This window comes from Aquaspirillum soli (assembly GCF_054781915.1).
In genome coordinates this window covers 115,963-141,734 of the sequence record NZ_BAAGTM010000003.1, presented here as the reverse complement: position 1 = coordinate 141,734, position 25,772 = coordinate 115,963, and the positions used below count along the sequence as shown (strand labels likewise).

General features: G+C 49.9%; 27 protein-coding genes. 10 read left to right on the top strand and 17 right to left on the bottom strand.

Features of this window, described 5'->3' with window-relative positions; all coding sequences use genetic code 11:
* The first annotated feature begins 50 nt into the window (after positions 1-50).
* The 5 genes from ACYVJG_RS04540 (at position 51) to ACYVJG_RS04520 (ending at position 4,856) form a co-directional block, all read left to right on the top strand.
* Positions 51-1,238 (top strand): DesA family fatty acid desaturase, encoded by a 1,188-nt coding sequence (locus tag ACYVJG_RS04540; protein ID WP_460429996.1) that lies wholly within the window; start codon positions 51-53, stop codon positions 1,236-1,238.
* A gap of 15 nt (positions 1,239-1,253) precedes the next feature.
* Positions 1,254-1,604, top strand: coding sequence for a RidA family protein (locus ACYVJG_RS04535; RefSeq protein ID WP_460429995.1), 351 nt, complete (start codon positions 1,254-1,256; stop codon positions 1,602-1,604).
* A 60-nt stretch (positions 1,605-1,664) separates the two neighbouring features.
* Entirely contained in the window at positions 1,665-2,963 is a 1,299-nt protein-coding gene (locus tag ACYVJG_RS04530) for a replication-associated recombination protein A (RefSeq protein ID WP_460429994.1), read from the top strand.
* 193 nt (positions 2,964-3,156) lie between these two features.
* Positions 3,157-4,272, top strand: coding sequence for an AAA family ATPase (locus ACYVJG_RS04525; RefSeq protein ID WP_460429993.1), 1,116 nt, complete (start codon positions 3,157-3,159; stop codon positions 4,270-4,272).
* The gene (locus tag ACYVJG_RS04520; RefSeq protein WP_460429992.1) at positions 4,266-4,856 is read left to right on the top strand and encodes a DUF4276 family protein; all 591 of its coding nucleotides are present in this window, start codon (positions 4,266-4,268) and stop codon (positions 4,854-4,856) included. Before ACYVJG_RS04525 ends, ACYVJG_RS04520 begins: the two co-directional genes overlap by 7 nt.
* A gap of 29 nt (positions 4,857-4,885) precedes the next feature.
* Here ACYVJG_RS04520 and nagZ read toward each other — a convergent pair whose 3' ends face one another.
* The 14 genes from nagZ to rpoE form a co-directional block, all read right to left on the bottom strand.
* A complete protein-coding gene (gene nagZ, locus ACYVJG_RS04515; RefSeq protein WP_460429991.1) occupies positions 4,886-5,977 on the bottom strand; it encodes a beta-N-acetylhexosaminidase in 1,092 nt (363 codons plus the stop codon).
* A gap of 4 nt (positions 5,978-5,981) precedes the next feature.
* Positions 5,982-6,365, bottom strand: a complete 384-nt coding sequence (gene acpS / locus ACYVJG_RS04510) for a holo-ACP synthase (RefSeq protein WP_460429990.1) — start codon at positions 6,363-6,365, stop codon at positions 5,982-5,984.
* Positions 6,362-7,096 (bottom strand): pyridoxine 5'-phosphate synthase, encoded by a 735-nt coding sequence (gene pdxJ / locus ACYVJG_RS04505; protein ID WP_460429989.1) that lies wholly within the window; start codon positions 7,094-7,096, stop codon positions 6,362-6,364. Before pdxJ ends, acpS begins: the two co-directional genes overlap by 4 nt.
* Before the next feature lie 25 nt (positions 7,097-7,121).
* Positions 7,122-7,889, bottom strand: coding sequence for a DNA repair protein RecO (gene recO / locus ACYVJG_RS04500; protein ID WP_460429988.1), 768 nt, complete (start codon positions 7,887-7,889; stop codon positions 7,122-7,124).
* 9 nt (positions 7,890-7,898) lie between these two features.
* The gene (gene era / locus ACYVJG_RS04495) at positions 7,899-8,846 is read right to left on the bottom strand and encodes a GTPase Era (RefSeq protein WP_460429987.1); all 948 of its coding nucleotides are present in this window, start codon (positions 8,844-8,846) and stop codon (positions 7,899-7,901) included.
* Positions 8,843-9,553: a ribonuclease III gene (gene rnc, locus ACYVJG_RS04490; RefSeq protein ID WP_460429986.1), complete on the bottom strand. Its 711-nt coding sequence runs from the start codon at positions 9,551-9,553 to the stop codon at positions 8,843-8,845. Before rnc ends, era begins: the two co-directional genes overlap by 4 nt.
* A gap of 2 nt (positions 9,554-9,555) precedes the next feature.
* Complete coding sequence (lepB, locus tag ACYVJG_RS04485; protein ID WP_460429985.1) at positions 9,556-10,518, bottom strand: signal peptidase I; 963 nt, start codon at positions 10,516-10,518, stop codon at positions 9,556-9,558.
* A 12-nt stretch (positions 10,519-10,530) separates the two neighbouring features.
* Entirely contained in the window at positions 10,531-12,324 is a 1,794-nt protein-coding gene (gene lepA / locus ACYVJG_RS04480; RefSeq protein WP_460429984.1) for a translation elongation factor 4, read from the bottom strand.
* A gap of 66 nt (positions 12,325-12,390) precedes the next feature.
* Positions 12,391-12,642, bottom strand: a complete 252-nt coding sequence (locus ACYVJG_RS04475; RefSeq protein ID WP_460429983.1) for a glutaredoxin family protein — start codon at positions 12,640-12,642, stop codon at positions 12,391-12,393.
* Entirely contained in the window at positions 12,643-14,088 is a 1,446-nt protein-coding gene (locus ACYVJG_RS04470) for a DegQ family serine endoprotease (protein WP_460429982.1), read from the bottom strand. It abuts the gene before it with no gap.
* Positions 14,055-14,495: a SoxR reducing system RseC family protein gene (locus ACYVJG_RS04465; protein ID WP_460429981.1), complete on the bottom strand. Its 441-nt coding sequence runs from the start codon at positions 14,493-14,495 to the stop codon at positions 14,055-14,057. Before ACYVJG_RS04465 ends, ACYVJG_RS04470 begins: the two co-directional genes overlap by 34 nt.
* A 70-nt stretch (positions 14,496-14,565) precedes the next feature.
* On the bottom strand, positions 14,566-15,510 hold the full coding sequence (locus ACYVJG_RS04460) for a MucB/RseB C-terminal domain-containing protein (protein ID WP_460429980.1): 945 nt from the start codon (positions 15,508-15,510) through the stop codon (positions 14,566-14,568).
* Positions 15,510-16,160 (bottom strand): RseA family anti-sigma factor, encoded by a 651-nt coding sequence (locus ACYVJG_RS04455; RefSeq protein ID WP_460429979.1) that lies wholly within the window; start codon positions 16,158-16,160, stop codon positions 15,510-15,512. Before ACYVJG_RS04455 ends, ACYVJG_RS04460 begins: the two co-directional genes overlap by 1 nt.
* Positions 16,160-16,759, bottom strand: coding sequence for an RNA polymerase sigma factor RpoE (rpoE, locus tag ACYVJG_RS04450; RefSeq protein WP_460429978.1), 600 nt, complete (start codon positions 16,757-16,759; stop codon positions 16,160-16,162). The genes ACYVJG_RS04455 and rpoE overlap by 1 nt, the downstream gene beginning before the upstream one ends.
* Positions 16,760-17,117: 358 nt before the next feature.
* Between rpoE and prpB the strand changes: the two genes are divergently transcribed.
* From prpB to prpF, 4 genes are all read left to right on the top strand, one after another.
* Complete coding sequence (gene prpB / locus ACYVJG_RS04445) at positions 17,118-17,999, top strand: methylisocitrate lyase (protein ID WP_022652821.1); 882 nt, start codon at positions 17,118-17,120, stop codon at positions 17,997-17,999.
* A gap of 92 nt (positions 18,000-18,091) precedes the next feature.
* On the top strand, positions 18,092-19,240 hold the full coding sequence (gene prpC / locus ACYVJG_RS04440) for a bifunctional 2-methylcitrate synthase/citrate synthase (protein ID WP_022652822.1): 1,149 nt from the start codon (positions 18,092-18,094) through the stop codon (positions 19,238-19,240).
* A gap of 62 nt (positions 19,241-19,302) precedes the next feature.
* On the top strand, positions 19,303-21,921 hold the full coding sequence (gene acnD / locus ACYVJG_RS04435; RefSeq protein ID WP_460429977.1) for a Fe/S-dependent 2-methylisocitrate dehydratase AcnD: 2,619 nt from the start codon (positions 19,303-19,305) through the stop codon (positions 21,919-21,921).
* Between the two features lie 117 nt (positions 21,922-22,038).
* Positions 22,039-23,226, top strand: a complete 1,188-nt coding sequence (gene prpF / locus ACYVJG_RS04430) for a 2-methylaconitate cis-trans isomerase PrpF (protein WP_022652824.1) — start codon at positions 22,039-22,041, stop codon at positions 23,224-23,226.
* 147 nt (positions 23,227-23,373) lie between these two features.
* On the opposite strand, the gene ACYVJG_RS04425 is transcribed toward prpF, so the two are convergent.
* Positions 23,374-23,739, bottom strand: a complete 366-nt coding sequence (locus ACYVJG_RS04425) for a DUF4870 family protein (RefSeq protein ID WP_460429976.1) — start codon at positions 23,737-23,739, stop codon at positions 23,374-23,376.
* Positions 23,740-23,784: 45 nt separating this feature from the next.
* Entirely contained in the window at positions 23,785-24,879 is a 1,095-nt protein-coding gene (locus tag ACYVJG_RS04420) for an RNA-guided endonuclease InsQ/TnpB family protein (RefSeq protein WP_460429975.1), read from the bottom strand.
* A gap of 264 nt (positions 24,880-25,143) precedes the next feature.
* Between ACYVJG_RS04420 and ACYVJG_RS04415 the strand changes: the two genes are divergently transcribed.
* Positions 25,144-25,281: a DUF3149 domain-containing protein gene (locus ACYVJG_RS04415; RefSeq protein ID WP_022652826.1), complete on the top strand. Its 138-nt coding sequence runs from the start codon at positions 25,144-25,146 to the stop codon at positions 25,279-25,281.
* A 101-nt stretch (positions 25,282-25,382) separates the two neighbouring features.
* On the opposite strand, the gene ACYVJG_RS04410 is transcribed toward ACYVJG_RS04415, so the two are convergent.
* Positions 25,383-25,718: a helix-turn-helix domain-containing protein gene (locus ACYVJG_RS04410; RefSeq protein WP_022652827.1), complete on the bottom strand. Its 336-nt coding sequence runs from the start codon at positions 25,716-25,718 to the stop codon at positions 25,383-25,385.
* Between the last annotated feature and the right edge of the window lie 54 nt (positions 25,719-25,772).

Below are 25,772 nucleotides of genomic sequence, written 5' to 3'. Positions count from 1 at the left end.
TGCATCTGTTAAGATAGTATTTTGGTTAAAAAATGAAGGATGTACCGCCCATGTTGTTCCTCGAAGGTCTGATCGACCTACCCTGGTGGGGCTATGTATTGGTGGCATTGGGATTAACTCATATCACCATCGCGGCAGTAACCATTTATCTGCATCGTCATCAAGCCCATCGTGCGCTCGACTTGCATCCCATCCCAAGCCATTTTTTCCGCTTCTGGTTATGGTTGACGACGGGGATGATTACCAAACAGTGGGCGGCCATTCATCGTAAACATCATGCACGCTGCGAAACAGCGGATGATCCACATAGCCCACAAGTGCTCGGGATCAAAAAAGTGATGTGGGAAGGGGCCGAGTTATATCGTGTCGCCTGCAAAGATCAATCTATCATGGATAAATTTGGCCACGGTGCCCCTGATGATTGGTTAGAGCGCAATATCTACACCAAACACAATGGCAAAGGGATTGTCCTGATGGCAGTCATTGATGTCTTGTTGTTCGGCCCGATTGGTTTAACCATCTGGGCGGTACAAATGGCATGGATTCCGTTTTGGGCTGCCGGTGTGGTGAATGGGATTGGTCACTATTGGGGCTACCGTAATTTCGAAAACGAAGATGCCGCTACCAATGTTTTCCCGTGGGGCATTTTAATCGGTGGTGAGGAGTTACATAACAATCACCACACCTTCGGCACTTCGGCCAAACTGTCTTACAAATGGTTCGAGTTTGATATTGGCTGGATGTATATCCGCATCATGGAAATGATCGGCCTCGCCAAAGTCCGCCGTGTGGCACCTAAATTACTGCATGGCGAAGTGAAATCCCATCTCGATTTGGACACTTTACACGCCATTATCGCCAATCGTTATGCAGTGGCAGCGCAATACGCAAAATCGCTCAAATCGGCTTATGAAGAAGAATTGAGCAGCTTGCGCGGTAAATTGCCAGAGATGCAAGGCAATATGACGCGGCAAATGAAAGTGTGGCTGAAACAAGATGGCAAAGACATTCCAGCACAAGAACGCTCACAGTTAGATCAGTTGTTAGAGCAAAGCCCAGTGTTACAGACCATTTATTCCATGCGGCAAGAATTATCTCGGCTGTGGGAACGCTCGAATTTGACCAAAGAGCAATTGCTTAAAGAGTTACAAGATTGGTGCGCTCGGGCCGAAGCATCTGGGATTGCCCAATTACGCGAGTTCTCGTTACGTTTGCGTGCCGTTGCGGCAGTGGCTTAATCGGGGAGAAAAGGGATGTCGTCTATTCAACGTTTATTACCCGGTGCACGCTTATCCGAGGCCGTGGTATTCAATGGGATGGCCTTCTTAGCAGGCCAAGTACCAGAAGACACCAGCCGCGACGCCGAGGAGCAGACGGCAGAAGTCTTATCGTTAATCGATAATGTGTTAGCGCAACTGGGCACCGATAAAACCCGTATTCTCGATGCAACTATTTTTTTAGCTGATTTGGCTGATTATGATGCGATGAATCGGGCATGGGATGCGTGGGTACCGGCTGGTCACAGCCCAGCACGCGCCACCGTCGAGGCGAAATTAGCCAATCCAGCATGGAAAGTCGAAATTAAAATCGTCGCTGCCTTGTGATTTTTTTGTGGTATCAGGCCCGCTGTGTCAGCACAGCGGGTCTTTTTTTGCGATGTGAAAATGGATTTATTCGAAACCCCTTCCTCAACCACGCTACCGTTAGCCGAGCGAATGCGCCCACGACATCTGGACGAGGTCATTGGGCAATCGCATTTGCTTGGTGCAGGTAAACCGTTACGGTTGGCTTTTCAAGCACGAAAACTGCACTCGATGATTTTTTGGGGGCCGCCCGGGGTGGGTAAAACTACCTTGGCCAGACTGACTGCCCATGCTTTTGAGGCAGAGTTTATTGCACTCTCGGCGGTGTTTTCGGGTGTCAAAGAGATTCGTGCAGCAATGGAACAAGCCGAACACTATCGGCAACAGAATAAAAAAACCATTTTATTCGTTGATGAAATTCACCGTTTTAATAAGTCGCAACAAGATGCCCTGTTGCCTTATACCGAGAGTGGCTTAATCACTCTACTCGGCGCCACCACCGAAAATCCCTCATTTGAAGTGAACTCGGCTTTGCTGTCGCGGGCACAAGTCTATGTTTTGCAATCGTTAACTGACGATGAATTGCAACAGCTGTTAGCCCGCGCCCAACACATAGCTATGCCGGATTTGATTTTGGATGAAGTCGCACGCACTACGCTGGTTGCGTATGCCGATGGTGATGGCAGGAAATTGCTCAATTTGGTTGAGCAATGTACCACAGCAGCACAAGCAGCAGGGATTCGCAATATTGATGCGGAGTTTATCCACCACGCCTTAACCCTCACCCCCCGCCGATTTGATAAAGGGGGCGAGTTTTTCTACGACCAAATTTCGGCTTTACACAAGTCAGTACGCGGCTCTAATCCCGATGCCGCCTTGTATTGGTTAACTCGAATGTTAGATGGTGGGGCCGATGCTAAGTATTTGTCGCGGCGGATTATTCGGATGGCGTGGGAGGATATTGGGCTGGCCGATCCAAGAGCGATGCAAATTGCCAACGATGCCGCCACCACTTTTGAGCGTTTAGGCAGTCCTGAGGGAGAGTTGGCATTAGCGCAGGCAGTGATTTATTTAGCTGTCGCCGCAAAGAGTAATGCGGGGTATGTGGCTTACAATCAGGCCAAGGCTTTTGTAAAGCAGGATAAAAGCCGAGAAGTCCCCGTTCATCTACGCAATGCGCCAACGAAATTAATGAAAGAACTGGGTTATGGCCATGAGTACCGCTATGCGCATGATGAACCCAATGCTTATGCTGCAGGGGAAAATTATTTCCCTGACGGGATGGCCGCACCGAATTGGTATCAACCTGTACCAAGGGGGCTGGAAATAAAAATTGCGGAAAAACTCGCTATTTTGCGGAGGTGGGATGAAGAAGGATAGTCGCAAGCCGATTAGGTTTCAGTCTATCGATATGGTCAGCTTCGGTGCTACCCTCGAATAAATTTGAGAAAAATGTTTTATTAACCACCATAAAAAATGCCAATTTATTTACCTAACGATATTTTTATAATCGGTTAAAGGTAAATCATGGAAAAATAGTGCTTTACTCATAGTATCCTTACAAGGAATAACAATGAATATACATAAGCTAGAGATCAAAGGTTTTAAAAGTATTGCACATATTAAGCTTGGTAATAGTTCACCCTTTCTGGTGTTAGCAGGTGCAAATGGCTCAGGAAAAAGCAACTTAGTTGATGCACTTGCATTCCTTGGTGCAGTTATAAAACGAGGGGTTGTTCAAGCGGTTCGTGAGTTTGGTGGGTTTAACCAAATTCACTGTTTCAAGTTTCGCAAAGAGCAACGGACAACGATGTCATTCACACTAGAAATAGATATAAACAGTGTGCACTATCATTATGACTTAACGATCCGATCGCTAGAAAACTTACCAGAAATCCAAGAAAGTTTAAAAGTCAATGGTAGCATATTGATTGATCGTAAAAACTCCAGTGAACCTCAAGTCCAATTAGGTGATCGTGAGGGGTTACAAAAATTAACAAGCTATCCTAAGGAAATGTCAGCGATGATGTTATTAAGCGATACTGCACTTTATCGCTTTCTGACTAATATTTGTGTTTTCCGTATTGACCCGTTTGCAGCAAAAGAACCTGATAATGCTGCGGCCGATGCCACAGCGCTTGATCCAAACGGCAAAAACATCGCAACGATGTTATCTGTGCTTGAAAAAGACGATGATTTTCGCGAACAGGTATTAGAGTGGATCGAACTCATCGTTCCGGGTATGGAAAACGTGAAAACAGAGAAGCAAAGGCTGGATGCTTCAACTGTAATAACATTTAAAGAAGAAGGCACCAAGGCACGATTTCCAGCTTCACTAATATCAGATGGTACAATTTACGCTTTATGTATATTAACTGCCATTCTAAGCCGCGCACGGGAATATGGAATTACCATCATTGAAGAACCTGAGCGTGGCATTCATCCGAAGGCTATCGCAGAACTCGTTCAACTCATGCGTGAAAATGCCTCTACCCAGCACCCTGTGTTCATCACCACTCATAGCGAATCAGTTGTGAGAAGTTCGGAGGTAGAGGAACTTTATTTTGTGAGTAAAAAAGACGGAAAAACACAAATTCAAAGTGCTAAAACCTCTGGTATTGATAAGAAAAAAATTGCATTAGATACAGCATGGTTAACAAACCTATTTGATGGGGGTTTACCATGGTAACAAATGAACGTAAAAAAATAGGCTTTATTGTTGAAGGGGGTAGTGAAAAAATTATTATTGAGTCGCCACAGTTTAGGGCATTCTTGAACAAACATGGTTATGAGCTGGTAACACCAGTTATCGATGCCGAAGGCGGGGGTAATTTACTACCACAAAATATTGAGGAATTTATTAGCCGACTTGAACAAAAACAGGTAGATGCTATTTATGTTTTGACTGATTTAGAAGATGAATTGCACATCGAGACGGTTAGACAAAGGGTGAGACACACCAAGGTTACCTTTGCTTTCATTGCTGTCAAAGCACTTGAAGCATGGTATTTAGCAGATACCGATGCGATGAATACTTGGCTAGGCACCCAAGATTTTTATGAGCCAGAGCCAGAGAAAACAGTGGGCAAGCCATGGGATAGATTAAAAGAAATTGCAGCTGAAAATGGTAAGCGTGGCCCTGGACAAAAAATATCTTTTGCAAAGAGAATCACTAAATATTGGCATTTTGCTATTGAAAATGCTGCAAAACATCCGGCTTGCCCGAGTGCAGCGGAGTTGATCAGTTATTTTGAAAAATCAACTCACAGATAATCAACTCAGACTACAAAACTTGAATGGCGCTAATGCGCCTCGCCCACTTTCACACCAGAACGTAATTGCTCTGGTGGAATGGCGAGGGCGGCGACGGTGGTTTGCATCGCGATAAAGTCTGCTTCGGTTAACCGTTGCTGTGCCGCTTCGATAGACAACTGCCCCGCCATCGCAGCCAAACGCGGCGCTAAAGAAGACGGAATCGCACGCTGTTCACCCCATGCGTTCAAAAGCGTCTGTGCCAAATCAGGACGGTTACACACCAACACCATGTCACAACCGGCTTGCAAAGCTAACGCAGCCCGTTCCACCACACCACCGGCGCCTGCAGCCCCCTCCATGCACAAATCATCGCTGAAAATCACGCCTTCAAAACGCAATTGTTGCCGCAGAATGTGTTGCAACCAGAAAGCAGAAAAACCAGCAGGTTGATTATCAACCGCCGGATATACCACATGGGCCGGCATCACCGCAGCCAAACCCTGTTGTGCCAAAGCAGAAAAAGGCTGTAAATCCGCCGCTGCAATCGTGGCAAAATCACGCTCATCCACTGGAATTGCATGATGAGAGTCTGCTTCTACCCAGCCATGCCCCGGGAAATGTTTGCCACACGCCGCCATGCCGCCACGAGCCAAGCCACGTATCAATGCCTGTGCTAACACCGTTACCGTGCTTGCCTGCAAAGCAAAAGAACGGTCGCCAATCACCCCAGAACGGCCCCAGTCTAAATCTAAGACCGGCGTAAAACTCAAATCGACGCCCACTGCACGCAATTCAGTCGCTAACACTTCGCCACATTGCTCTGCCAAAACCAGCGCCTGCTCAGGGGTTTGTTGCCATAACTGCCCCAATACCCGCATCGGCGGCAAATGCGTAAAACCGGATAAAAAGCGTTGCACCCGCCCACCTTCATGATCGACTGCCACCAATAAAGCAGGAGATCGCACCGCATGAATCTCTGCCACCAGATCACGAATTTGTGCTGGCGAGACAAAATTACGCCGAAACAAAATCACCCCGCCGACTTGTGGGTGACACAGTAATTCGCGTTCATGGGCTTGTAGCTCGGTGCCCTGAATATCCAACATTAAAGGGCCGCGTGGCAAAGATAAAATTGGCATCGGTTTATTCGTCCGTTTCTAAGACAACAAAAGCTAGCGACAGCTGTTTTTCATCAGAGAGAGAAAGATGACAACGCTGAATCTGACGTTCAGCCAACCACTGCGCCGCTGCAGGGGCAAACACCACAACAGGCTTGCCAAGGTGATCGCGTTGAATCGACATGGCCGGTAACAGGAAAGGCGCACGTACCCCCAACCCTGTCGCCTTACCAATCGCCTCTTTTGCCGCCCAACGCTTGGCTAAAAAAGCCACCGGCTGTGGATGTGAAAGAAACTCAGCAAACTCAACCGCACTCAGCAAGCGGCGGGCAAACCGTTCACCGTGTCGTTGCCAAACGGCGGCAATGCGTTGGTGATCGGTGAGATCAGTACCAACACCGTAAATCACTTCGCGCCCCGCCGTGCCTCAACCATCAACGTTTTCATATCGCGTACGGCTTGAGCAAAACCAGTGAATAACGCTTGAGCAACAATGGCGTGACCAATGTTTAATTCTGCAATGTCTGCAATTTCTGCAATAGGTGCGACATTGTGATAATTCAAACCATGACCTGCATTCACCACCAAGCCCAAATCGGCTGCACGACGGGCAGCCACGCGAATCCGCTTCAATTCTTGTTGCGGTAAATCATGCCCTTCGGCATCGGCGTAACGGCCAGTGTGCAATTCAACCACCGTTGCCCCCGATTCTGCTGAAGCACGAATGGCCTCTTCATCAGGATCGATAAACAGCGAAACACGAATGCCGGCCTTACGCAAAGTGCTGACATAGTCTTGAATCAAATCAAATTGTGCCAACACATCCAACCCACCTTCAGTGGTGATTTCTTCACGCTTCTCTGGCACCAAACAGACATCTTGCGGCCGGATGGCCAGCGCATGTTCCAACATCTCTGGCGTCAGTGCCATCTCTAAATTCATGCGCGTTTTAATCGCCCCACGCATCAATTTCACATCTTGATCTTGAATATGGCGGCGGTCTTCGCGCAAGTGCAACGTAATTAAGTCAGCACCAGACGATTCCGCCACCAAAGCAGCCTCAAGTGGACTGGGATAACGTGTGCCACGTGCCTGTCGCAAAGTAGCAACATGATCGATATTCACACCAAGCAAAATCATGGCAAACCCTTCTTAAAAAGAAACATTAAGCCGGCATCACCGGCCACACGCGCGTACGCGGCTCATGTACCGCATGTAACACCCGTCGGGAAGTTAGTGGCGCTGTCCCCAATACGGCATCAAGCAAAGTACGCAGTAAAACCTTGGCTTCTTGCAATACCCAACGCTGTTGTAATTGATCGTGTGCTAACGCCAATAACGTGGTACCCGAAACCAAACATTGATAACCCGTTTCAGGGAGATCCACCGGCAACACCAACGGCAGCGGTTCCGCCCCATGACCGGCAATAAAACAATATTGTTGTTCCGGCGCAATCGGTATCACACCACCAGCTTGGTGGGTGAGGTTAGGGGCATATCCTAGGCCAGTTAACAACGCCAATTCAAAACGCCGCAACACCCACGACACCGCGCCGATTTCACCACAGGCCAGCCCAATAATGGCTTGTTGATAGGCAGTGAATACTGCTTCATGTGGGTCATCACGCGCCAGCAATCGCAACAACAACTCGTTGAGATAAAAGCCAGACAGCAAGGGCAACCCGCTTAACTGTGGCACCCCTCCGAGCCATTCTACTTGTGCCAAAGTCCGCAGTTCGCTTTTACCAAACCAATCGACCACCAACGGCACAAACGGTAAAACCTGCCCGCGAATTTCTGCCCGAGGCCGCCGAGCGCCACGGGCCACTAAAGCCACCCGACCATAATCACGGCTTAAACATTCCAACAACAGGCTGGTTTCTTTGTAAGGCTGGCTGTGCAGCACAAAAGCCGGTTGTGCCTCGACTTTCATAGCCGGTGCTTATAAATCAAATTGCTTCAAGAAACGAACATCATCTGCCCACCCGCCTTTAACCTTGACCCACACTTCAAGGAATACACGGGTCGCAAACAGTTTTTCCATATCGGCCCGCGCTTCAGACGCAATTTTTTTCATTCGCTCGCCACTTTTCCCAATCACAATCGCCTTTTGTCCGGGTTTATCGACAAAAACAGTGGCGTAGATATGGAAGCGGCCATCTTCTTCGGTTTCAAAGCGATCTACTTCGACATTCATCGCATACGGCAATTCTTCACCGAGATAGCGAAACAGTTTTTCACGGACAATTTCTGCGGCTAAAAAGCGGGAGTTTTTGTCGGTGACCATGTCCTCTGGGTATAACGGTGGGCCTTCTGGCAAATAAGGGCTGATGATACTGAGTAGGGCATCTAACCGATGGCCATGTTTTGCCGATACGCTAATGATTTCAGCAAATTCAAACGCTTGGCTGGCGGATAATAAAAACGCTGCCATCCGCGCTTTGTCTTTCAAACGATCCGCTTTATTCACCACCAAAATCACTGGGCGGTTTTTAGGCAGCAAAGCAATGACTTCGCGGTCGGCATCCGACAATCGCCCCGCTTCCAACACAAACAACACACAATCGACATCCGCCAAGGTATCACGCACGCTTTTATTCAACGCATCGTTGAGCGCATTGCGGTGTTTGGTCTGAAATCCCGGGGTATCCACAAAGATGTATTGCACCAAAGGACGAGTTTCGATGCCCGTCACACGATGGCGTGTGGTTTGTGCTTTTTCTGAGGTGATCGAGATTTTTTGCCCAATCAGGTGGTTCATCAAGGTCGATTTACCCACGTTTGGCCGACCCACAATGGCGACAAAACCACAACGAAAACCTTCGGGCACAGCAAAATACGGTTGCACCGTCTCAGGGAGCTCGGGCAAGGTGTCGGGGGCATCGTTCATGGTTTCACTTTCCGTTTTTTGCTGGGTGATGGCTGGGCCAAAATGGCAAGCACTGCTTCAGCCGCTTGTTGCTCTGCACGCCGGCGGCTAGAACCGCTGCCTTCGGCTACCACGGTCAGGACAGGTAATTCACAACTGACGCGGAAATGTTGTGCATGGGCTTCGCCCGACTGTTCGATAATACGATAGTTCGGCAATGCCAAACGGCGGCTTTGCAGCCATTCTTGCAGCCGAGTTTTGGCATCTTTGACGTGGCCTTCTGGGTTTAAAGCATTGACCTGTTCAACAAACAGATGGCGCACCACATGCTCTGCTTGTGCAAAATCGGCATCTAAACAGACCGCCGCAAAAATCGCTTCTAGGGCATCCGCCAAAATCGATGGCCGTTGTGCACCACCGCTTTTCATTTCGCCTTCACCCAAACGCAAGACACCACTGATACCGATGTCTAATGCCACTTGTGCCAAGGTATCCTGATTGACCAAATTGGCGCGCAAACGCGACAAACTGCCTTCGGATTGATCAGGAAAACGGTCAAACAGCATCCGCGCAATGCTGTAATTCAAAATACTGTCGCCGATAAATTCGAGGCGCTCATTATTAGGCACACCAAAGCTGCGATGGGTCAGCGCCTGTAACAGCCATTCAGGTTGTTGAAAGACATAATTCAGACGCTGCATCAACAGCGGTAGAGAAGAAGACGCCATGCTCAATGTATCCGCGTCCCAATGCGAGAGGGTTCGCTAAAATTCATCCAAATAAAGAAAGCCTCACCGACTAATAACTGATCTGGGACAAATCCCCAATAACGGCCATCATGACTGTTATCGCGGTTATCACCGATGGTGAAATAATGTCCAGCAGGCACTTTGCAGCTAAAACCTTCTTCGTTGTAACGACAATTTTCACGGAAAGGAAACTCCGCCACTTGAGGCATAAACACCGGCGGCATCCCTTCCACTTTTAAGACTTGATAAGAACGACCATCCAACGTTTCGCGATATTGCCGTGAATGCACCATCGCCAAACCTTGTTCTAAATAATCGTAGGTACCGTCCGTCACATCTTTGACCCGTTCGCCGTTGATAATCAAGGTTTTATCACGGTATTCCACCACATCACCGGGCAAACCCACGACGCGTTTAATAAAGTTGACTTGTGGATTAGGTGGGAAACCAAATACGACCACATCACCACGCTTTACCTTGTTCACGTCGATTAACACATTGTTTAACACCGGCACGCGAATACCGTAGGTAAATTTATTCACCAGAATAAAATCACCGACCACTAAGCCAGGGCGCATCGAGCTAGAAGGAATTTGGAACGGTTCAACCAAAAATGCACGCAGCAAAAACACCACCAAAATCACAGGGAAAAAGCTACGGGCATATTCAACAAAATGAGGTTGTAGCTGTTCGGGTGAACGGCGTTTGGCTAGCACAAAGCGATTCAGCCCTGTCACCACCCCCGTCACCAGCACAAACACCAACATCACAGCAGTAAAGCTCATCCATTGGGACAACAAACCAAAGCCACCGAGCACCAAACACAAATAACCTGTTTGCACGCCAATCGGCTGATCTTTATCGGTTGGCTGCCGTTTTCCTGAGACCGCAATCAGGATGGGGCCTAATACGGTCAGAATGGCAAATGCCCATAACCAATTCATCTCGTGCAATCCTTATTTATCGCTGACTTGCAAAATGGCCAAGAAAGCGGCTTGTGGAATTTCCACATTACCCACTTGCTTCATCCGTTTCTTACCTGCTTTTTGTTTCTCAAGCAGCTTTTTCTTACGCGTAATATCACCACCGTAGCACTTCGCTAACACGTTTTTACGCAGTGCTTTAATGGTTTCACGGGCAATAATGTGGCTACCGATGGCGGCTTGTACTGCAATATCAAACATCTGGCGTGGAATCAGTTCACGCATCTTGGCAGCCAACTCTCGGCCTCGATATTGGCTAGAAGCACGGTGTACGATTAAAGACAAAGCATCGACCCGTTCGCTATTGACCAAAATATCCAATTTCACCAAGTCTGCCGTTTGGAATTCTTTGAATTCATAATCCAACGAAGCATAGCCACGGCTGGTTGATTTCAATTTATCAAAGAAGTCCATCACCACTTCATTCATTGGCATGTCATAGGTCAGCATCACTTGCCGCCCCATGTATTGCATATTGCGCTGCACGCCGCGTTTTTGATTACACAAGGTCATCACTGCGCCGACATAATCTTGTGGTACCAAAATGGTCGAGGTAATGATCGGTTCGCGGATTTCTTCGATTTTGCCGGGGTCGGGTAGGCGCGAGGGGTTTTCCACCTCAATTAACTCACCGTCTTTCAGCAACACTTCATAGACCACCGTTGGCGCCGTGGTAATGAGGTCCATATCAAATTCACGCTCAAGACGCTCTTGCACAATTTCTAAGTGCAACAGCCCCAAGAAGCCACAGCGGAAACCAAAGCCCAAGGCTTGCGAGACTTCTGGCTCGAATTTCAACGAAGCATCGTTGAGCTGCAATTTTTCTAAGGCATCGCGGAGAGCCTCATAGTCATGGCTTTCCACCGGATATAAACCGGCAAACACCTGAGATTGCACTTCTTTAAAACCCGGTAAGGGTTCGGTAGCAGGCTGAGAAGCCAAGGTGATGGTATCGCCCACTTTTGCCGATTTCAGCTCTTTAATACCGGCGATCACAAAACCGACTTCACCTGCATGTAATGCCGGACGAGGCATCGATTTGGGTGTAAAGACCCCGACTTGCTCACATAAATGTTCTGCGCCGGTGGCCATGAACTTGATTTTGTCTTTGGGTTTGAGACTGCCATCCACCACCCGTACCAACATCACCACACCAACATAGTTATCAAACCATGAGTCGATAATCAGGGCTTTCAGTGGGGCATCGGCTTTTCCCTGTGGTGGCGGAATTTTTTTAACAATCTCTTCTAGAATGTCTTCGATACCAATACCCGATTTTGCCGAGGCACGCACAGCATCGGTGGCTTCAATCCCGATAATGTCTTCAATTTCTTGCGAAACGCGCTCAGGTTCAGCGGCAGGCAAGTCAATTTTGTTCAACACCGGCACCACTTCTACGCCCAATTCGATGGCGGTATAGCAGTTGGCAACGGTTTGGGCTTCTACCCCTTGTGAGGCATCGACAACCAAGAGCGCCCCTTCACAAGCCGACAATGAGCGGCTGACCTCGTAAGAAAAGTCAACGTGTCCGGGGGTATCAATCAGATTCAGGGCATAGGTTTGACCATCACGGGCGCGATATTGCAGGGCAGCGGTCTGAGCTTTAATGGTAATGCCACGCTCTTTTTCGATATCCATCGAATCAAGCACTTGGCTGTTCATTTCACGCTCAGATAAGCCGCCGCAGTATTGGATAAAACGATCAGCCAGTGTGGATTTACCGTGATCAATATGGGCAATAATCGAAAAATTACGGATTAGGTTCATGGCATTCGGCAAAAAAGATGAAGGGCACACGCGGTGCCCTCTAAAGACGCTTAACAGCGCGCGATTCTAGCGGATTTCCTTTAGGAAAGCATTAACCCGTGTCAGGTCGAGATGCCAATGACAGAGTTCTTCTTCCTCGTACATTAAAACTGGCACCTTTTCGTCAAAGCGGGCTTCTAGTTCAGGGTCGGCATCGACATCTCGAATATCCAATAAAAATGGATAGGTTTGTTGCAACTGTTTTAACTGCGCCAGCATGGTATGACACAAACTACAATACTCGCGAAAGTAGAGGGTCAGGGTAATGGGTGGTGTCATTTATTCTGCCCCAACAGGAATAGCAACAAACAAGGTGCCGCCGCCACGCAGAATACGCAGCGCCAGTGCACCACCGGGTTTGGCCTCGTTGACGGCTTGGCGGAATTGTTCGCTATTGCTCAGCATCTCGTTACCAACCCCAATAATCACATCGCCCGTTTGCACCCCAGCACGCTGAGCCCCTGCACCGACTCGCTGCACCAACAAACCAAATTTCACCTGAAAGCGTGCCAGTTGTGCCGCTGGTAATTCAACTAGCTGTAAACCTAAACGCGGGGCAGCCACTTGACCGGCAGGTTCGGGGTTCCGCTTCGGTTCGCGTTGTGCCAGACGGCCCTCTGCTTCGCGGATCTCATCCGGTGTCACAGAGACCAGTCGCAGGCCACGATTACGCCAAATTTCTAATTGAATGGGCTTACCGGGTTGGCTATTACCCACTTGACGCGGTAAATCAGCAGAGTTTTCAATCGCCTGCCCATTGACCTTCAAAATAATATCGCCAGTGCGTAACCCTGCACGCTCAGCCGGTCCCCCCGGCTCTACTGCATTGACCAGCGCACCATTGGCAGAGGTCAAGCCAAAAGAGGCCGCTAAATCACGCGACAGCTCTTGAATGGTGACACCAATCCGGCCACGCACCACACGGCCTTTATTTTTCAGTTGATCAGCAATTTGCATCGCCACATCAATCGGGATAGCAAAGCTAATCCCCATAAAACCACCAGAGCGGCTGTAAATTTGCGAGTTAATCCCAACAACTTGGCCATTCATATTGAACAACGGGCCACCAGAGTTACCCGGGTTAACGGCAACATCAGTTTGAATAAAAGGCACATAGGATTCATCTGGCAACCGGCGCCCTTTAGCCGAGACAATCCCCGCTGTGACCGAACTTTCAAAACCAAAGGGAGAGCCAATCGCCACCACCCACTCACCGACTTTCAGTTGCGCGGGATTACCCAAAGAAACCGACGGCAAATTATTGGCCTCGATTTTGAGCAATGCCACATCCGTCCGCGCATCGGCGCCAATCAATTTGGCACGATATTCACGCTTGTCAGTGAAAGTCACGGTGATTTCATCTGCTTTTGCTACCACATGGGCGTTGGTTAACACATAACCATCTGGTGAAATAATAAAGCCAGACCCCAGAGAACTGGCTTGAAACTCACGCTGCGGTGCAGTTTGTGGTTGACCAAAACGGCGGAAGAATTCGAATAACGGATCGTTTAACAATTCATCGGGAAATGGCGAGGCATTTTGCCGTTGTCGTACCGTTTGCTTAGTCGAAATATTGACCACTGCACGGCCTTCTTTTTCGACTAATTGCGAAAAATCGGGCAGATTGTTCACCAGTGGTGCCGCCGTTACCGGCATCGCCACGGCCAACAAAGCAGCAAGACTACTGGCAATTAAGAGTTGGCTGAATTTTTTTTGAGCTGACATGGCTTCTCCACACAACGCCGCTGTTGCGGTAAGCGACGTAAAATCACAGGCTGAAACACAGCATTGCCACGGTATTTGGCTGCGTATTGTCGAATCATCAAGAGTGAACCCAAAAAGGCAACCACTGCGGCTACCACTGAAACCAACTCACTCATCAGCGCCCCCAACATGGCACCAAAAAATAGGGCCAATAACGGCACGACATAACCCAGTAGCGCACTGCGGGTCAGTGCTTGTTCAGCGACAGCAACCACCACTTGATCCCCTGGTTGAGAGTGCAGAGGATCGAGGACTTGATATTGTTGTGGTTTAAGCGCAAAGACACGAGCTATCGAAAGTGAACGACACCCATGAACAGGATCGCAATTTGGGCAAGCTTGATGAGGACGGGTTTCTACCCATGCCATGCCATCTGCTACAGAGATGACATATGCTTCTGTTTCAATCATAAGGGTCGTGGGCTAAAAAATCGGCGGATTAACGTTTTGCTGAAACGGATTCAGCAATATCACGCAAAGCATTATCCGGCAAATCACCTACCACCGTCACTCGCATTCCATCACGCTGACGAATGTAGAGCCGTGTGGCGCCTTGACCTTCCATCTTAACAGGTCGCATTTGTGGCTGTACCGGCTCAATAAACACCGAAAAACGCGCCAAACCATCGCTAAAAGTCAAATGCCGCACGGCTTGCCGACCGTCGGGGAAAGTGCGGCTGCGATCTTTCAATAGATAGAAACCGGCGGGTAAGGTCAAGATGTCGGTGGTGGCAACATTATTGTTCGTGGTTGGTGGCTCGACAAAGCGCCGTTGTTCAGGAAATGCGGGTTTTGGCCAAGTGTTGGGCGGCGGGACTTGGCGAGAGAACGCCGTAAACATCAGTCTCTCTAATACCTTGCCATCAACATCTAACACTTGGGTTTTCATCACCATACCGCTATCCGGTTGAAAACAGACATGGCGGACAAACCGATTCGGCTCAATCGGCACCAATGCCCACCACAGGCAATTTTGTCCAGCGGCACGATCAAGATGTAATCGCTGTAAGCGATAGTGGTTAAGAATATGTTTTGGCTCACCAGTAAAGATATTGGGGTAGGGACGAGCGAGTGCCGTGTGCGCCGCCATTTTGCCGGCATGGTGCGGAGCAAATAAACGAATCAGATGACCGTCACGCCATGCTTCCCATGTTTCGCCTTCGAGGGAACTGCGTTTTTCTAATACACCATCAGGACTCCAATGGTGAATAATCTGTAATGCAGTCAGCTGTGCATCGGCATGTAATACATAGCTACCTTGATAGCTGGTTTGCTGAGCGGCGAGTGTGGCTTTCTCCAATAATGCGACGCCCGCCTCGTTATTTGCCATTACCCAGCTTGCCTGACATAACAAGCCGATGGCCAGCCCGTGGCGCCAGCGCATCAACGATTTTCTCCAGACAGGGCCACTCGTTGTGCCATCACGGGCGCAAACACCCCTTCTTGATGTGCATAAAGATAAGGGTTATTGACACCCACATCACGCCATGCCACTGCCGTTTGGTCGGCCACCATCGGCGCCCGCGCCGAGACTGTTGATTCTGCTTTCACACTGACAGCAGCAACAGGAGTCGCCGACACCGCCGATTCCCACTGTGGTGCAAACCACCAACTCAAAGCAAACACCGATGCTGCCGTGGCAGTAAACCACCAAGCCGAGGGCATCATGCGTGGTTTTGCTGGCGGTTGTTCTTGGATAGGACTCACCGAAGGTGCAGGTTCAACAGCATCAGCCATTGGGTCAGCGGTGATCGCATTTTGTGGCGCTGCTTTTTGTTCAAAAGCCCGTGGCGCTAGAATCACCGGTTCATGTTGTAGGGCTTCGCGTACTCGATCAGCCACCGAACGGCCCACCACCCCCGCATCGCCCCGCAAGGCGTCACCGATAAGGTGATAGGTCTGCCAACGCTCGTTTAATAGCGCGTCGCTTGCGGCCAATCGAGCTAAACGGGCAGATTCGGCAGGGTCGTCAACCTCACCGTCTAACCACGCCGACAGCTCGGCCAGCTTATCCTCATCATGTTTTGACATCATTACCACCTTCTATCTTCAGATGTTTCCAGAATCGGGCGCAAACGCGCGGCAATCGCTTCGCGAGCACGGAAAATACGCGAACGTACCGTACCAATCGGACAATCCATCACCCGTGCAATTTCTTCATAACTCAGCCCTTCCAATTCGCGCAGCGTAATAGCAGTACGCAACTCCTCTGGCAAGGCTTCTGTGGCAGCGTGAACAGTGGCGACAATTTGCTTATTGGACAATTCCGCCTCAGGCGTCGCCAAATCACTACCGTGAGCAAAGGAATCTTGCCACTCGCCTTCGTCATCTAGTGTATCGCCGTTTACCACAATTCGACGACTGCCAGCACTGATGTAATTTTTGGCAGTATTGATGCCAATTCGATACAGCCATGTGTAAAAAGCACTATCACCACGGAAGTTCGGCAAAGCCCGATACGCTTTGACAAAAGCTTCTTGCGCCGCATCCTCGACTTCGGCAGGATCGCGCAGATAGCGACTGATTAACCGCATGAGGCGCCGTTGATATTTCAAAACCAACAGATCAAACGCACGAGGCTCACCTCGTTGTGCTCGGCGCACCAAATCTTCATCGACTTCTCGTTCAGTCATGATTCATTATTCTTTCGTTACGCAGGTCGTCCCAATCGAGATTGGATTGAGATGACATCACTTGGCCAAGTTACCGCGAACATGCAGTGGGTACGGTGAACAGCTGCGACACACTGCTTACATTTCAGTGCACTGTGCTACATTTGATACACGCATAAGTTGTCAGGTAAGAACAACGATGGTGGCAAAAGTTCCCAACAAAACAATCTTCTGCTTTAGATTGCCAATCATTCCCTTGTTGCAGTTTGATGAAGATATTGCATCTTCTATTTACGCCTAAACCAAGCACTTGCTAGAATACCAAGCAATTGCTCGGTAACCCCGCAGCACAACCCCAGTTTCCTTCAGGAGAGTTACTATGACCACAGCCGGCCAGCGCTTCCGTCAAGCCGTTCAAGAAGAACACCCACTCCAAGTTGTTGGGGCGGTGAATGCCTATGCCGCCCGTCTTGCTGAACATTCGGGTTTCAAAGCCTTATATCTGTCCGGTGGCGGTGTGGCGGCTTGCTCTTGCGGGATTCCAGACTTGGGCATCACCACATTAGAAGATGTGTTGATTGATGTGCGCCGGATTACTGAAGTCACCGAACTGCCGTTGTTGGTGGACATCGATACGGGTTGGGGTGGCGCCTTCAATATCGCGCGCGCTGTCCGCGCTTTGGAAAAAGCCGGTGCCGGTGCTGTGCATATTGAAGACCAAGTGCAACAAAAACGCTGTGGTCACCGCCCAAATAAGGCGATTGTTAGCCAAGAAGAAATGGTTGATCGGGTGAAAGCCGCAACTGACGCTCGCCGCGATGACAGCTTTGTCATTATGGCGCGTACCGATGCGCTGGCAGTTGAAGGTTTACAGTCGGCTATCGACCGTGCCCGCGCATGTGTGGAAGCCGGTGCTGACATGATCTTCCCAGAAGCCATCACCGATTTGGCCATGTATAAGCAATTTGCTGAAGCAGTTGGCGTGCCTGTATTGGCCAATATCACCGAATTTGGCTCCACACCACTGTATACCACACAAGAATTGGGCGAAAACGGCGTTAGCTTGGTGTTGTATCCCCTGTCCGCATTCCGCGCCATGAGCAAAGCCGCATTGGCGGTCTATGGCAGCCTGCGTGAACACGGTACACAAAAACACGTGGTTGATTTAATGCAAACCCGCATGGAATTGTACGATCACTTGGGCTACCACGACTACGAACAGAAGCTCGATGCGCTGTTTGCCGAAGGTAAAAATAAATAACCGAATTTAATAAGGGCGTTGTGCACACTGACACAACGCTTTACCACGCAGTTGCCTCACTTAATGTCACTGCCTACTCAGGAGACTCACCCATGACCGAAGCAGCACAAGCCCCTAAAGTTAAAAAATCTGTTGCCTTGTCTGGCGTAGCCGCTGGTAACACCGCTTTGTGTACCGTTGGCCGTACCGGTAATGACTTGCACTACCGTGGTTACGACATTCTCGATATCGCGACCACCTGCGAATTCGAAGAAATCGCTTATCTGCTGATTCATGGCAAATTGCCAAACACCGCCGAATTGGTCGGTTACAAGAAAAAATTGAAAGCCCTGCGTGGCTTGCCAGTGGCAGTGAAAACCGCATTGGAAGCCTTGCCAGCCGCCAGCCATCCAATGGATGTGATGCGTACCGCAGTGTCGGTGTTGGGTTGTGCCTTGCCAGAAAAAGATGACCACAACAGCCCCGGCGCGCGCGATATCGCCGACCGTTTGATTGCATCCTTGGGTTCGGCTTTGTTGTACTGGTACCACTTCAGCACCAACGGCAAACGCATTGATGTAGAAACCGATGATGATTCTGTCGGTGGTCATTTCTTGCATCTGTTACATGGCGAAAAACCTTCCGAACTGTGGGTAAAAGCCATGCACACTTCGTTGATTCTGTACGCAGAACACGAATTTAACGCTTCGACCTTCACTGGCCGTGTGATTGCCGGCACAGGATCGGATATGTACAGTGCCATCACGGGGGCCATCGGTGCTTTGCGTGGTCCAAAACACGGTGGTGCCAACGAAGTGGCATTCGAAGTGCAAAAACGCTACGAAACCCCAGACGAAGCCGAAGCTGACATCAAAGCACGCGTTGAGCGTAAAGAAGTGGTGATTGGTTTTGGTCATCCGGTTTACACCATCTCCGATCCACGTAACAAAGTGATCAAACAAGTGGCACAAGAGTTGTCCGAAGCCGCTGGCGACATGAAGATGTATGACATCGCCGAGCGTTTGGAAAGCGTGATGTGGGACATCAAGAAAATGTTCCCGAACCTCGATTGGTTCAGCGCCGTGTCTTACCACATGATGGGTGTGCCAACCGCCATGTTCACCCCATTGTTCGTGATTGCTCGTACCACTGGCTGGGCAGCACACGTGATCGAGCAACGCATTGATGGCAAGATCATTCGCCCAAGCGCCAATTACACCGGCCCAGAAAATCTGGAATTCGTGCCTATCGCTCAGCGGTAATCAAGCATGGGGGGGCTACGGCCCCCTTGCCGAGTTATGACTTCTCTTTTTGCATCGACATCATGAACACAGCAAACCGCAAACCTCTGCCCGGTACTTCTCTGGATTATTTCGACGCGCGCGCCGCAGTCGAGGCCATTCAACCTGGCGCATACGATACCCTGCCTTATACCTCGCGTGTGTTGGCAGAAAACTTAGTGCGTCGTTGCGATCCCGCTACCCTAACCGACTCTCTCAAGCAACTCATCGAGCGCAAACGCGATCTGGACTTTCCTTGGTATCCCGCACGGGTGGTGTGTCATGACATCTTAGGTCAAACTGCGCTGGTGGATTTGGCAGGTTTGCGTGATGCGATTGCAGAACAAGGCGGTGACCCAGCTAAAGTCAACCCAGTGGTCCCGACCCAGTTGATCGTTGACCATTCGCTGGCTGTTGAATGTGGTGGTGATGATCCAGACGCTTTTGCCAAAAACCGCGCCATCGAAGAACGCCGCAACGAAGACCGTTTCCACTTTATTGATTGGACGCGTACCGCGTTTAAGAATGTGGATGTGATTCCTGCTGGTAACGGCATCATGCACCAAATCAACTTGGAAAAAATGTCGCCGGTGATTCAAGTGCGTGACGGCATTGCGTTCCCAGATACCTGTGTCGGTACCGATAGCCACACCCCGCATGTTGATGCCTTGGGCGTGATTGCGATTGGTGTAGGTGGTTTGGAAGCAGAAACCGTGATGTTGGGCCGCGCTTCGATGATGCGCTTGCCAGATATCGTCGGTGTGAAATTGACTGGCAAACGTCAACCCGGCATTACCGCCACGGATATTGTTTTGGCATTGACCGAATTCCTGCGCAAGGAACGGGTGGTCGGTGCGTATGTTGAATTCTTCGGTGATGGCGCTGCCAGCCTGTCAATCGGTGACCGCGCCACCATCTCCAATATGTGTCCAGAATATGGTGCAACCGCTGCCATGTTCTACATCGATGAACAAACCATCGATTATCTGAAATTGACTGGCCGCGAGTCCGAACAAGTCGCTTTGGTAGAAAACTACGCCAAAGTCACCGGTCTGTGGGCAGATAGCTTGGTAAAAGCAGAATACGAACGCGTGCTTGAGTTTGATCTGTCTAGCGTCGTGCGTAATATGGCTGGCCCATCCAACCCACACCGCCGCTTGCCAACCAGCGCCTTGGCCGAACGCGGTATTGCGGTGGATCTTGATAAGGCCAAAGCAGAAGAAGCACAGGGTTTGATGCCCGATGGCGCAGTGATTATTGCCGCTATCACCAGCTGTACTAATACCTCCAACCCACGTAACGTCGTTGCCGCTGGTCTGCTGGCGAAAAAAGCCAATGAGTTGGGCTTGGTGCGTAAACCTTGGGTGAAATCCTCGTTTGCCCCCGGTTCTAAAGTCGCTGAGTTATACCTGCAAGAATCCGGTTTATTACCTGAGCTGGAAAAACTCGGTTTTGGTATTGTGGCTTTCGCTTGCACCACCTGTAACGGCATGTCTGGTGCGCTCGATCCAAAAATCCAACAAGAAATCATTGATCGCGATTTGTACGCTACAGCGGTGTTGTCTGGTAATCGTAACTTTGATGGCCGGATTCATCCCTATGCCAAACAAGCTTTCTTAGCATCACCTCCATTGGTGGTCGCCTATGCCATCGCGGGTACGGTACGCTTTGATATTGAAAATGATGTCCTCACCGTGGTCGATGGCAAAGAGATTCGCCTGAAAGACATTTGGCCTTCTGATGAAGAAATCGACGCCATCGTTGCTGCCTCGGTAAAACCAGAGCAATTCAAACAGATTTACATTCCGATGTTCGACCTCGGTACAGTGGAAGAGGCCAAGAGCCCTCTGTATGACTGGCGCCCGATGTCTACTTACATTCGCCGCCCACCCTACTGGGATACCGAAGGGGTCGGTGCGCTGGCTGCCAACCCACGCACACTCAAAGGGATGCGCCCACTGGCGGTGTTGCCAGACAACATCACCACCGACCACCTGTCGCCGTCCAACGCGATTTTGGCCAGTTCAGCCGCCGGTGAATATCTGGCGAAAATGGGCTTGCCAGAAGAAGACTTCAACTCGTACGCCACCCACCGTGGCGATCACTTGACCGCAATGCGCGCCACCTTTGCCAACCCACAGTTGGTGAATGAAATGGCTGTTGTTGATGGCGAAGTGAAAAAGGGTTCGCTGGCTCGCGTTGAGCCGGATGGCAAAGTGATGCGTATGTGGGAGGCCATCGAAACCTATATGGACCGCAAGCAGCCGCTGATTATCGTGGCCGGTGCTGACTATGGCCAAGGCTCTTCGCGTGACTGGGCCGCCAAAGGGGTACGTTTGGCAGGGGTAGAAGCAATTGTGGCAGAAGGCTTTGAGCGTATCCACCGCACCAACTTGGTCGGTATGGGTGTGCTGCCACTTGAGTTTAAGCCCGGTGTGAATCGCAAAACCCTGAACATTGACGGCACGGAAACCTATGATGTGATTGGTGAGCGCAAACCACGCGCCGACTTGACCTTGGTGATCCATCGTAAAAATGGTGAAACAGTCGAAGTCGCCGTTACCTGTCGTCTCGACACGGCAGAAGAAGTGTCGATTTATGAAGCAGGCGGGGTGTTACAACGCTTTGCACAAGACTTCTTAGCGTCTTCTGCTTCAGCTTAATTGTCCGATTGCTCTGCTGTCCCACTCTATGTTTTACACATGGAGTGGGCTGCCGGACTTTTTTTGAATGACCCCAATCGCGTGCTGTGCTGCCGCGCTTGATGAGGATTGATTGTCATGGCTCACCTACCTCAAATGAAAATCCCCGCCACATACATGCGTGGTGGCACCAGCAAAGGTGTGTTTTTCCGCTTACAAGATTTGCCAGCCAGTTGCCAAGTCCCCGGTGAAGCACGTGATAAATTATTCATGCGGGTGATCGGTAGCCCCGACCCCTATAGTGCCCATATCGACGGCATGGGTGGTGCCACTTCAAGCACCAGCAAGTGCGTGATTCTTTCTCAATCCAGCGTACCAGACCATGACGTGGACTATTTATATGGTCAAGTCTCTATCGATAAGGCCTTTGTCGATTGGTCGGGTAACTGTGGCAATCTTTCTACTGCCGCCGGTGCCTTTGCCATCCATGCAGGTCTCGTTGATCCAGCACGAATTCCAGACAATGGCACAGCTGTCGTCCGAATTTGGCAAGCGAATATCCAAAAAACCATTATCGCCCATGTCCCTGTGGTCAATGGACAAGTGCAAGAAAGCGGTGATTTTGAACTCGATGGTGTGACCTTCCCTGCGGCAGAAATCGTATTGGAGTTCATGGATCCGTCTGATGATGGCGAAGAAGGCGGCTCGATGTTCCCAACGGGTAATCTGGTTGATGATTTAGAAGTGCCCGGTGTTGGGACTTTCAAAGCCACAATGATTACAGCCGGTATCCCTACGGTGTTCGTTAATGCGGCAGACATTGGTTACACTGGCACAGAATTACGCGAACAGATCAATACCGATCCCGAAGCATTGAAACGCTTTGAGGCGATTCGGGTGGCAGGGGCTTTGCGGATGGGCTTAATCAAAACACCAGAAGAAGCTCTCAAACGCCAACATACGCCCAAAATCGCTTTTGTTGCCCCCCCCACTGATTATGTGGCTTCCAGCGGCAAAACAATCCAAGCCAATGAAATTGACTTATTGGTACGCGCTTTATCGATGGGCAAACTGCATCATGCCATGATGGGCACTGCTGCTGTCGCGATTGGTACCGCTGCCGCTATCCCCGGCACCTTAGTTAACCTCGCCGCCGGCGGTGGAGAACGGCAAGCAGTGCGTTTTGGTCATCCGTCTGGGACGTTGCGTGTCGGCGCAGAGGCCAAACAGGTTGATGGTACTTGGACGGTTACCAAGGCTATTATGAGCCGCAGTGCGCGAATTTTAATGGAAGGGTGGGTTCGAGTCCCCGCAGACACCTTTTAACTGAAACAAGGTTTGTTTTGCGCCAATGGGTCGTGACGCGATCTATTGGTGGGTAGTGTGTGTCGTTCTACCGGTGTGGCGATCCCAGGCACCGGTCCTTGTCGCCGTTCGGTGTTTGCCGAACGGCGTTTTTCTTGCCGTACCGATTTAAGGGTGGTAGTACAAACCATACATCGGGCGTTGATCATTGTAGTTCAGCCAGCCACGAATCACCCGATACAACGTCCACACCCAAACTATCCCCAATACAATAAAGCCAACACCTAGCCACGATGTTAACAATCCCAGCCCAGTCCACAGCAATCCATACCAAAAAGTACGAATTTGCCAACGAAAGTGCGATTCTAGCCATGTACCGGCCACGGCATCACGCTTGAGATAGTTGATAATAATCCCCGCCACCGCAGGCAAGCCGCCGAGGAAAAAGGCAAGCCCCTGTAAAATATAGACAAATAGTGTCACTTTAGCCGCAGCGGCCAGTCGGTCAGGTTGATTCGGGTTAGGGTAGTACATAGACGTCTCCAAAGGCACCAAATATTCATTGACTTCCTCCCCGCCCTAAAGAGCGGGGATTCCTGCTGCCAGACGGCGAAGTCCCGCCGCGAGAATGTTTTTGGCAGCGTTGGTATCGCGGTCGTGTGTTGCACCACATTCGCTGCAAATCCATGCTCTTATTCGCAAACTTGCTCTACCTTTCGGACTGCTGGCGGGAATTTTCCCGCAGCACGAGCAGGTTTGGGTTGAAAACGCTTCGTTGATTTCCTCGAACACCACACATTGCCTCATGGCCTTGTACTTGAGTTGTGTTCTGAACGTTGTCCACGCCGCATCGTGCACCGATTTTGCCATCGGTGTTTTGGCGAGTGCCTTGGCGTTCACATTACCAATGAAGATGATGGCGTGAGCTTTGACAAGACGTGTCGTTTCTTTGTGGATGGCATCTTTGCGCTGGTTGGCAATTTTGGCGTGTATCGCTCTCACACGGGCTTTCTTTCGTGCGCGTTGCGCAATACCAAGCGCTGCCTCTGATTCTCGATACCACTGTTTTGGCTCGAATTTGCCGCCGTTGCTGTCTGTTGCAAGGGTTTTTAGACCCAGATCAATCCCGATGGCTGACGCGCCATATTGAACCGGCTTGGCTTCGGTTTGACACTTCACTACTACGTTGAGATACCAACGGCCACGAGAATCTTCGTTAAAACTGCCTGCTCGGAATTCGTATTTTGACAAGCCGTAGGAATCCCACAAGCTCATGTGGATACCCTTGAAGCGAACTTGGCCATTTTTGTAGGTTAACGCACCTTTTTTAAAGGGAATCCAGCCGAGTGAGTATTTGGGGGATGTCTTGTTGCTGACACGCCAATTCAGACGTTGTTTTTTGAACTGTCTCAGTCGGGTTGCAAATTCTTCACAAACCGCTTGCTGGGTGCTTGAGCCAATATGAACCCCGTCGCATTTGCTGAAACCGTTGGTGAGTTTTTGCAGATCAAACCCCGATAACCAACGCTGCGGTTTGTTCGTATAACGTCGCAAGCTTCGATACTGCGTTTCGTTGCAAAAATTCCAAACCGTATTCACATCACGCGCCATCGCCAGCAACACTTTCGCGTGCTTGTCTTTGATGCGTAGTTTCAGTGTTTTGACGGTTTCCATGACAGAATTATAGCAAGCTGTTGTGATGAGCTGATTGATATTCTGAGATAATCACAAACAATCCCACTAGGCCGCTTTCAGCGTCCGCGCTCTTGACCTCGGGCTGAACCCCAAGGCTTTCCGCGTATTGGGTAACAACCTATCATATACGGCAGCATCACATTTCATATAAATGTGATATGTTTTTTGACTTGGCTCAAGATAGAGAAGGACAAACTGCGTCAAATTGACGCAATCTATTTTAACTAAGCAAGGAGAACAGCGATGGCTCTGCTCAAAGAAATGCTGTCATCAGATGTGGGGTTGATGAGTCTAGGTACAATCGTCGTGGCGACGATTGTGGTGGTGGTCTGTGCCATTGTCTTTATTCGCAAAGCAAATGAAGAACCGCCAAAACAATAACCACGCCCCAAAAAACAACCCCGCGATGTGAAGCAAGGGATACTTGCTGTTTACATCGCGGGGTTTTTGTTGCGGCATTACCGCAGCTAATCCGATCAAGATCAGCCGATGGTCGAACCCAGCGCGTCGCCAGACTCGGCTTGAGCCGCTTCGGTCTTTGCTTTCACTGCCTTACGCAAGCTCTTGTACAGATCTGGATGCGTTTCTTTGAGATACTCAATGATTTCAAAATCTTCGCGTTTCACTTTGGACAAATCGATTTGCTCGATGTGCACCAAGCGCAACAATTCGCGCACAGGCTTAGGCATGTTGCGGCCAGATTCGTAGCGAGAACCACCAGATTGCGTCACACCGATGCGGCTCCAGAATTCTTGCTGGTTCAAGCCCAGTTTGCGACGGATTTCACGAGGGTTTTGGATTTTTTCAAACAATTTCATTGATTGTGTGCGAGCAAGCCCGGCTAATGTGCACGGGTAGGGATAGCGCGTCGT